The 7,842-nt window shown below is 65.8% G+C and carries 10 protein-coding genes; 1 reads left to right on the top strand and 9 read right to left on the bottom strand.

Translation table 11 applies throughout. The annotated features are described in order from the left end of the window. The first annotated feature begins 235 nt into the window (after window positions 1-235). On the top strand, window positions 236-859 hold the full coding sequence (locus EB084_15190) for a hypothetical protein (GenBank protein NDD29601.1): 624 nt from the start codon (window positions 236-238) through the stop codon (window positions 857-859). A 40-nt stretch (window positions 860-899) separates the two neighbouring features. On the opposite strand, the gene EB084_15185 is transcribed toward EB084_15190, so the two are convergent. From EB084_15185 to EB084_15145, 9 genes are all read right to left on the bottom strand, one after another. Continuing rightward, complete coding sequence (locus EB084_15185) at window positions 900-1,112, bottom strand: hypothetical protein (protein ID NDD29600.1); 213 nt, start codon at window positions 1,110-1,112, stop codon at window positions 900-902. 45 nt (window positions 1,113-1,157) lie between these two features. Further along, entirely contained in the window at window positions 1,158-1,718 is a 561-nt protein-coding gene (gene sufT / locus EB084_15180) for a putative Fe-S cluster assembly protein SufT (GenBank protein NDD29599.1), read from the bottom strand. Next, window positions 1,718-2,179, bottom strand: coding sequence for an SUF system NifU family Fe-S cluster assembly protein (locus EB084_15175; protein ID NDD29598.1), 462 nt, complete (start codon window positions 2,177-2,179; stop codon window positions 1,718-1,720). The genes sufT and EB084_15175 overlap by 1 nt, the downstream gene beginning before the upstream one ends. After that, window positions 2,163-3,419: a cysteine desulfurase gene (locus EB084_15170; protein NDD29597.1), complete on the bottom strand. Its 1,257-nt coding sequence runs from the start codon at window positions 3,417-3,419 to the stop codon at window positions 2,163-2,165. Before EB084_15170 ends, EB084_15175 begins: the two co-directional genes overlap by 17 nt. Next, window positions 3,416-4,732 (bottom strand): Fe-S cluster assembly protein SufD, encoded by a 1,317-nt coding sequence (sufD, locus tag EB084_15165; protein ID NDD29596.1) that lies wholly within the window; start codon window positions 4,730-4,732, stop codon window positions 3,416-3,418. The genes EB084_15170 and sufD overlap by 4 nt, the downstream gene beginning before the upstream one ends. Further along, window positions 4,729-5,505, bottom strand: a complete 777-nt coding sequence (gene sufC / locus EB084_15160) for a Fe-S cluster assembly ATPase SufC (GenBank protein NDD29595.1) — start codon at window positions 5,503-5,505, stop codon at window positions 4,729-4,731. The genes sufD and sufC overlap by 4 nt, the downstream gene beginning before the upstream one ends. A 60-nt stretch (window positions 5,506-5,565) precedes the next feature. After that, window positions 5,566-7,011 carry a Fe-S cluster assembly protein SufB gene (sufB, locus tag EB084_15155; GenBank protein ID NDD29594.1) on the bottom strand — a complete coding sequence of 482 codons (1,446 nt, stop codon included), beginning with the start codon at window positions 7,009-7,011 and terminating at the stop codon, window positions 5,566-5,568. Beyond that, on the bottom strand, window positions 7,008-7,613 hold the full coding sequence (locus EB084_15150) for an SUF system Fe-S cluster assembly regulator (GenBank protein ID NDD29593.1): 606 nt from the start codon (window positions 7,611-7,613) through the stop codon (window positions 7,008-7,010). The genes sufB and EB084_15150 overlap by 4 nt, the downstream gene beginning before the upstream one ends. Before the next feature lie 46 nt (window positions 7,614-7,659). Then, window positions 7,660-7,842: hypothetical protein (locus tag EB084_15145; GenBank protein ID NDD29592.1), on the bottom strand; the 183-nt coding region annotated here is incomplete at its 5' end.

Below are 7,842 nucleotides of genomic sequence, written 5' to 3'. Positions count from 1 at the left end.
CACCCCCTCGGGGGTGGGCCTTTCATTTCTGCGTCACCCCCTCGGGGGTGGGCCTTTCATTTCTGCGTCACCCCCTCGGGGGTGGGCCTTTCATTTCTGCGTCACCCCCTCGGGGGTGGGCCTGTCACATCTGCAACCCTCCCCCGACAGGGCGCGAGGCAGGAGCAGACCCAGGCGCATTCGAACCCCAAGGCGGCGCACATGCGCGCACACTCTTTGGGAGAGGTCCGCCCCCATGCCCGGATACGGTTTTGCCGACGATGAACTCCAGAAGCTCTTTGCCGAGGCCGGCCAGGCCGTTCAGAAGGCGAAGGTCACGCCACCTGCAGCCTCTCCTGCGCCTGTGTCGACGCCGTCACAAGAGGAAGTGAAGGCCGAGGTGGCGGCGCCCAAAGCCCCTGGGCCCCTCGCAGACGACGACTTCGAGCTCTCCGCGCCATCGGCGAAGCCTGCAGCCCCTCCGCCCGCGCCCGCTGGCCAAGGAGGCGAGGTTCGTCTGGTGGGGGGCGAGCAGACCGACGCCGCGCTGGTGGCACGCACGCAGGCAGGCGCGTCTGTAAACGTCCCCTGGTCACAGATAAAGGGGCTCTCCCTGGGTCGCGTCATCGACAAGAGCGTTCTCGCGTTCGTGCACGGCGGCACCCTGTACTGGTTCGGCGACGACAACACGGCCTACAAGGGGCTGCTGCGGCAGATGGCCAGCACCCAGCCCATGAACTGGCGGGCGCTCGTCGGTGAGATTGCCGGCCACGTCTCCGACACGTCCGAGGCAGGGGTTCAAGCAGTGACCGGAGGCGGTGGCATGGTTCCCAAGTACCTCGACATGGGGGCCTTCTTCAACGCGGTTCGCGCGCGCTGAGCCCGCGGGAACGCATCCGCTCTCCCAGACCCGCCTCCGCTCAGCCGGCGTCGCCGGCCTGCTTCGCCTCGAGCGCCGCGATGAAGCGCTCCACGGCTGAGAGCCGTGACTGCACGAGAACGTCGTCTGCAGGGTGACCCTCGATGAACGCGCGCATGCCACGCGCCTCATCGAGCGCATCTGCGATCTGGCCTGCGTCGACCAGCGCCTGGGCACGCTCCGCCCGAAGCTGGATCTCCTCGATGGGGTGCATGGCTTCAGCCCTTCCCGCGATGCGCTGCTCGTAGACGCCCGGCCGTCAGAAGATCCCCAGCTCGAGACGGGCCGCCTCGCTCATCATGTCCTGGTTCCAGGGCGGCTCGGTGACCATCTCGACCTCAGCCTCGCGCACGCCCTGCACCGCCTGCACGCGCTGCTCGGCATCCGCCTTCAAGACGTCGCCCATGCCGCAGCCAGGCGCCGTGAGGGTCATGGTCACGTGGATCTTGTAGCCCCCGTCGGCATGATCGCTCACGTCGACCCCGTAGACGAGGCCGAGGTCGACCACGTTGGCCGGGATCTCCGGGTCGTACACCGTGCGCAGCTCATCCCAGATCTTCTCTTCGATTTCCTTGGGCGAAGCCGTGGTGTCTGCATCTACACTCGACTGCGCGGCCGCCGGCGCCTCTTTGCCGAGGGCATCAGCGTCCTTGCCATCGACGCGAGCGAGGTACCCGAAATCGGTGCTCACCGTGAAGGTGCCGCCCAGCGCCTGGGTGATGGTCACCTCGGAACCCGCGGGGATGACGATCTTGTCGCCGAACGGAATCTGCACCGCCTCGACGTCTCGCGATACCCGAACCTCTTCATGCGTGCGCATCACTCTGCCTCCTGGCCTTCCTCGGTCGAGACGACCTCCGACTGGTTGTCGAGCGCGGCGTCGAGGGTGTGCCACGCCAGCGTGGCGCACTTCACCCGCGCGGGGAACTCGCTCACCCCGCTGAACACCGCAAGCTTGTCGAGCTCGTCCGGATCGATGTCCTCTCCTGTGACCATCTGACGAAACCGCTCAGACAGCGCATGCGCGTCTTCACGCCCCATGCCGGTCACCGCAGACGTCATGAGCGAGGCGCTCGCCTTCGAGATGGCGCACCCCGACCCTTGGAATCCGATGTCCTTGATGACGTCACCGTCCATCTCGAGAAACACCGTGAACTTGTCGCCGCAGAGCGGGTTGTGGCCAAGGGCGTGGCACGTGGTGTGCTCGGGCACCTTGTAGTTGCGGGGACGCTGGTTGTGATCGAGGATCACCTGCTGATAGAGCTCATTGACCGCCGTCATGGGGAAAGACCTCCATCACCTTGTGGAGCGCCGCGGCCAGCGCGTCGATCTCCTCGAAGGTGTTGTAGAACGCGAGCGAGGCGCGGGCCGTGGCGGGAATGCCGAAGCGATCCATCACGGGCTGGGCGCAGTGGTGGCCCGTGCGGATGGCCACGCCCTCGAAATCGAGAATCGTGCCGATGTCGTGCGGATGCACCCCATCGACCACGAACGAGAGCACGGAAGCCTTCTCATGCGCCGTTCCCACCAGGCGCACCCGCGGAATGGCGGTGAGCACCTTCGTGCCGTGCTCGAGCAGCGCGCCCTCCCAGGCCGCGATGGCCTCGAAGCCCAACGCCTCGACGTAGTCGATGGCCGCCCCCAGCCCGATGCCGCCGGCGATGTTGGGCGTGCCCGCCTCGAACTTGTAGGGCAGCGCGTTGTAGGTGGTCTTCTCGAAGGAGACCGACGCAATCATGTCTCCCCCGCCCTGCCAGGGCGGCATCTTCTGCAGCAGCGCCTTCTTGCCGTAGAGGGCGCCGACACCCGTGGGGGCGAACAGCTTGTGCCCGCTGAACACGTAGAAATCTGCGTCAAGGTCGCGCACATCGACCCGCAGGTGCGAGACCGCCTGGGCTCCGTCGACAAGAACGCAGGCGCCGTGCGCATGGGCCTCGGCAATCATCTGCTTCACCGGGTTGATGGTGCCCAGGGCGTTCGAGACGTGCACCACCGCCACGAGCTTCGTGCGCTCGCCGAGCATTGCGCGGTAGGCCTCAAGATCGAGCTCGCCCGCGTCGTTGATGGGCACCACGCGCAGCTTCGCCCCCGTCTGCTCGCAGAGCATCTGCCAGGGAACGATGTTGGAGTGATGCTCCATGTGGGTGATGACGATCTCATCGTCCTTGCCCACGTTCTTGCGACCCCAGGAATTCGACACAAGGTTGATGGCCTCGGTGGCCCCGCGCACGAAGATGATCTCGGTGGCGTCGGCCGAATTGAGGAAGCGCGCCACCTTCTTGCGCGCATTCTCGTAGTCGCGGGTCGCTATCTGGCTGAGCAGATGAACGCCGCGATGGATGTTGGCGTTCTCGGTCTCGTAGTAGCGGGTCTCCGCCTCGATGACCGACGCGGGCTTCTGCGTGGTGGCCGCGTTGTCGAGATAGACGAGCGGCTTGCCGTGCACCAGCTGACCCAGAATGGGGAAGTCTGCCCGTATCCTGGCCAGATCGAAGGGAGCGCGGGTCAAGGTCGTGCTCATGCGTCCCCCGTGAGTGCAGCGATGTCAGCGGCCACCGCAGACGAGATGCGCCGCTCGATGTCAGCGCGCACGGCCGGCACCTCGATGCGCCCCAGCAGCTCGCTGGCAAAGGCATAGGTGAGAATCTCACGCGCCTCGACAGGGCCGATGCCCCGCGCGCGCAGGTAGTAGTACTGGGTCTCGTCGAGCGATCCGATGGCCACGCCGTGGCTGCACTTCACGTCATCGGCGTGGATCTCGAGCTGCGGACGGGTCGAGATCTGGGCGTCGTCGCTGAGCAGCAGGTTCTTGCAGCTCTGCTGGGCATCGGTCTTCTGGGCATCGACCGCCACGTGCACGCGACCGCTGAAGACGCCGTGCGAGGTGCCGTCGAGAATGCCCTTGAAGACCTGCTCGCTGGCGCATCGCGGCGCGGCGTGGTCGATGAAGAGATGGTTGTCGCAGTGCTGCGCGCCATCGAGCAGAAACAGACCGAGGGCGCGACACGTGGTCTCCGGTGCAGTCGCGGTGAGCTCGTTGCGCACCACACCGCCGCCCGTGGAGACCGTGAACGTGTTCAGCTCGGCGTGACCCGCCAGCTGCGCGCGCACGGCACCGAGGTGCCAGGCCTCGCGGCCTTCGCGCGCCACCTTGATGTGATCGACGCGCGCCCCTTCGGCGGCCAGGACATCGGTCACCGAATGGGTGAGGTAGACGCCCGCGTCTTCTGTGACGTAGGTCTCGATGACCGTCGCCGACGCGCCTGCCTCGACCACCACCGCGTTGCGCAGGTGAGCCGCCGTCGGGGCATCAGAGCGGGTGGTGACGAACACGAGATGGATGGGCCGTGCGACCCGCACGTCACGCGGCACGAACACCAGCCCGCCATCTTCGGCGAGGGCGAGGTTGAGCGCGTCAAGAGGCGCCTCGCACGAAGGCGCCGCGAGCCGCTCACGAGCGGCGGCGATCACACTCGGAGGCGCCGCGCTGAAGGCACCCGCGAAGACGCCATCGGGCAGGGTCGCGGTGTTCGACATCGCGCTGGAGAAGCGACCGTCGATGAACACCACCTCAGTGAAATCGGTGTCTCCGAAGCAGAGGTCACGCAGCGTCGACGATGCAACGGTTCCCCCCGCGGTGGCGCGCGTCAGCGTCAGGCGCGCCAGCGGCGCGAGCGAGGTGTACTTCCACGCCTCGTCGCGGGTGGTGGGCAGGCCCTTTGCAGCATAGCGCGCAAAGGCGGCCTGTCGATCACCGGCCAGCGGATGCGCGCCCTGCTGCGTCATCAGAGCGCTGAACGGCTCGACTGCCGTGGGCGTCTCGACCGCCATCATCGCGCCCCCCGCCCCGCGGCGACGGGCTTGTGGGCCGCGATGATGTCGGCATACCCCTTCTCTTCGAGCTCGAGGGCCAGCTCACGTCCACCGGACTTGACGATGCGGCCGTCATAGAGCACGTGCACCACGTCCGGCACCACATACCCCAGCAGACGCTGGTAGTGCGTCACCAGAACCTGAGCGCGATGGGGAGAGCGCAGCGCATTGATGCCCTCAGAGACGATGCGCAGGGCGTCGATGTCGAGACCGCTGTCGGTCTCGTCGAGAATGGCCAGCTTCGGGTCGAGCATGGCCATGTGGAAGATCTCGTTGCGCTTCTTCTCTCCGCCGCTGAAGCCCTCGTTCACCGGACGGTTGAGCAGCGCCGGATCGAGCTTGACGAGCTTCGCCTTCTCCTTGGCCAGCTTGAGGAAGTCCATGGCATCGAGCTCGTCGAGTCCGCGATGCTTGCGAATCGCGTTGAAAGCGGCTTTGAGGAAGTAGGTGTTGCTCACGCCAGGGATCTCGACCGGGTACTGGAAGGCAAGGAAGATGCCCTCGCGCGCACGCTCTTCGATGGGCATCTCGAGCAGGTTGCGCCCCTCGAACTCGACGGTGCCACCCGTAACGGTGTAGGTCTCACGACCGGCGAGGATGTTCGCCAGGGTGCTCTTGCCCGAGCCGTTGGGTCCCATGATGGCGTGCACCTGGCCGGCCTCGACGTCGAGGTCGATGCCCTTCAAGATGGGGTGGCCGTCGACCTCGGCCTGCAGATTGCGGATGTGAAGCATGGTAGATCTCCCTGCGATGTTCCCGGCACGCGACCAGGATGAATGGTTGAGAACGGCGGGTCAGCCGACGGCGCCCTCCAGGCTGACGCCCAGCAGCTTCTGGGCTTCGACGGCAAACTCCATGGGCAGCTCGCGAAACACCTCGCGGCAGAACCCGTTGACGATCATCTGCACCGCGTCTTCGGTGGAGATGCCCCGCTGCTGGCAGTAGAAGAGCTGATCTTCACTGATCTTCGAGGTCGACGCCTCGTGCTCGACCACCGCAGACGGGTTGCGCACCTCGAGATAGGGAAAGGTGTGCGCGCCGCACTTGTCGCCCAGCAGCAGCGAGTCGCACTGCGAGTGGTTGCGCGCGTTCACCGCACCCTTCATCACCTTCACCAGTCCGCGATAGGTCTGCTGGCCACGACCCGCCGAGATGCCCTTCGACACGATGGTGCTCTTCGTGTTGCGACCGATGTGGACCATCTTGGTGCCCGTGTCGGCCTGCTGCATGTTGTTCGTGAGGGCCACCGAGTAGAAGCGGCCCACCGAGTTGTCGCCCTGCAGCAGCACGCTCGGATACTTCCAGGTGATGGCCGAGCCGGTCTCGACCTGGGTCCACGAGATCTTCGAGCTCACGCCGCGGCAGGCGCCCCGCTTGGTGACGAAGTTGTAGATGCCGCCCTTGCCGTCCTTGTCGCCCGGATACCAGTTCTGCACCGTCGAATACTTGATCTCGGCGTTGTCGAGGGCCACCAGCTCGACCACGGCGGCGTGAAGCTGGTTCTCATCGCGCTTGGGCGCGGTGCAGCCCTCGAGGTAGCTCACATACGAGCCCTCGTCGGCCACGATGAGGGTGCGCTCGAACTGCCCGGTCTCGGCCGCGTTGATGCGGAAGTAGGTCGACAGCTCCATCGGGGAGCGCACGCCCTTGGGAATGTAGACGAACGACCCGTCACTGAACACTGCCGAGTTGAGGCAGGCAAAGAGGTTGTCGGCAGCCGGCACCACAGACCCCAGGTACTGACGCACCAGATCAGGATGCTCGCGCACGGCCTCCGAGAACGAGCAGAAGATGACCCCGACCGCCTTGAGCTTGTCCTTGAACGTCGTGGCCACCGACACGCTGTCGAACACGGCGTCGACCGCGATGCCCTGCAGGCGCTCCTGCTCGTGCAAGGGGATGCCGAGCTTGGCGTACGTGGCGAGAAGCTCAGGATCGACCTCGTCGAGGCTCTTGGGCGCGACCTTCTGCTTGGGGGCCGAGTAGTAGCGGATGTCTTGATAGTCGATGGGCGGGAAGCTCACCTTGGCCCATTGCGGATCATCCATCTTCAGGAACTGGCGATACGCCTTCAAGCGCCACTCGAGGAGCCACTCAGGCTCTTCCTTCTTCGCCGAGATGACGCGGATGACGTCTTCGTTCAGCCCCTTGGCGATCTCGTCGGCCTCGATATCGGTGACGAAGCCGTACTGATATTCTTTCTCTGTCAGCTCTTCGAGCGTGCGAGCCGTGCTGCTCATACTCCCACCTTCTCTGCCTGTCGGGCGCTGGTTCCGCTGATGGTGGCCGTCCAATGGCCAGGGCGGGCGATGTCGGCCAGGGTCACGCCGCTGAGGGCTTGGCGCAGCGCCTCGTTGATGCGCATCCAGTTGCTCTGGATCGGGCACAGCAGCTCGAGGCTGCAGACGCCGGGCCCCTCACCGCACTCGGTGAGCGACACCGGCCCCTCGATGGCCGAGATCACCTGGGTCAGCGAGATCTGCTCCGGCGCGCGTGCCAGCGCGTAGCCCCCGCGCGCGCCTCGATGCGACTCGAGCAGTCCGCCATGGGCGAGGGTCTTGAGGATCTTGCCCACCATCGGAAGGGGGATGCGCGTCTGCCCCGCGAGGTCTTTCGCGTTGAGCACCACACGGTCGGTGCGGCGCGCGAAATGGCTCATGAGCAGGATGCCGTAGTCTGTGGCCTTGGTGATGCGAATCATGGGGGGGATGCATTCCTGTGGCGCTGCGGACGACTCGACAGCCTTGGTCGAACCTGTCACGCGACGCCCGTGCGGCAAATCGTACCAGAATCGTCCCTTTAGGACCGAGTAAATCGTACTGATTTGCTCCCATTGTGTCAAGGGCTCGCCGGGAAGGCGAGATCAGCCCCTCAGCCGATGCGTGCGCTCAGGCCCGAGGATCGTCGGGTTCGACGCTCGTGTACTCCCCCAGCACGCGAAGAAGCGCGCTGGCGTCACCTGAGGGCGGGGTGTCGGCGGTCTTGCGCCAGCGCGGACCTTGCGATGGGTCTGCAAGGTCATCGGATGCCGCGGCCTGGGCGCCACTCGTCGCGCGACCTCCCCCTGTGGG

The organism is Pseudomonadota bacterium, from assembly GCA_010028905.1.
Taxonomy (GTDB): Bacteria; Vulcanimicrobiota; Xenobia; order RGZZ01; family RGZZ01; genus RGZZ01.
This window is presented reverse-complemented; position numbering and strand designations above follow the sequence as displayed.

Excerpts from the sequence above, each read along its gene's own strand:
- EB084_15190 (NDD29601.1), top strand. The coding sequence starts at position 236 with ATGCCCGGATACGGTTTTGCCGACGATGAACTCCAGAAGCTCTTTGCC.
- EB084_15175 (NDD29598.1), bottom strand. The coding sequence starts at position 2,179 with ATGACGGCGGTCAATGAGCTCTATCAGCAGGTGATCCTCGATCACAAC.
- sufB (NDD29594.1), bottom strand. The coding sequence starts at position 7,011 with ATGAGCAGCACGGCTCGCACGCTCGAAGAGCTGACAGAGAAAGAATAT.
- sufT (NDD29599.1), bottom strand. The coding sequence starts at position 1,718 with ATGCGCACGCATGAAGAGGTTCGGGTATCGCGAGACGTCGAGGCGGTG.
- EB084_15185 (NDD29600.1), bottom strand. The coding sequence starts at position 1,112 with ATGCACCCCATCGAGGAGATCCAGCTTCGGGCGGAGCGTGCCCAGGCG.
- EB084_15170 (NDD29597.1), bottom strand. The coding sequence starts at position 3,419 with ATGAGCACGACCTTGACCCGCGCTCCCTTCGATCTGGCCAGGATACGG.
- sufD (NDD29596.1), bottom strand. The coding sequence starts at position 4,732 with ATGATGGCGGTCGAGACGCCCACGGCAGTCGAGCCGTTCAGCGCTCTG.
- sufC (NDD29595.1), bottom strand. The coding sequence starts at position 5,505 with ATGCTTCACATCCGCAATCTGCAGGCCGAGGTCGACGGCCACCCCATC.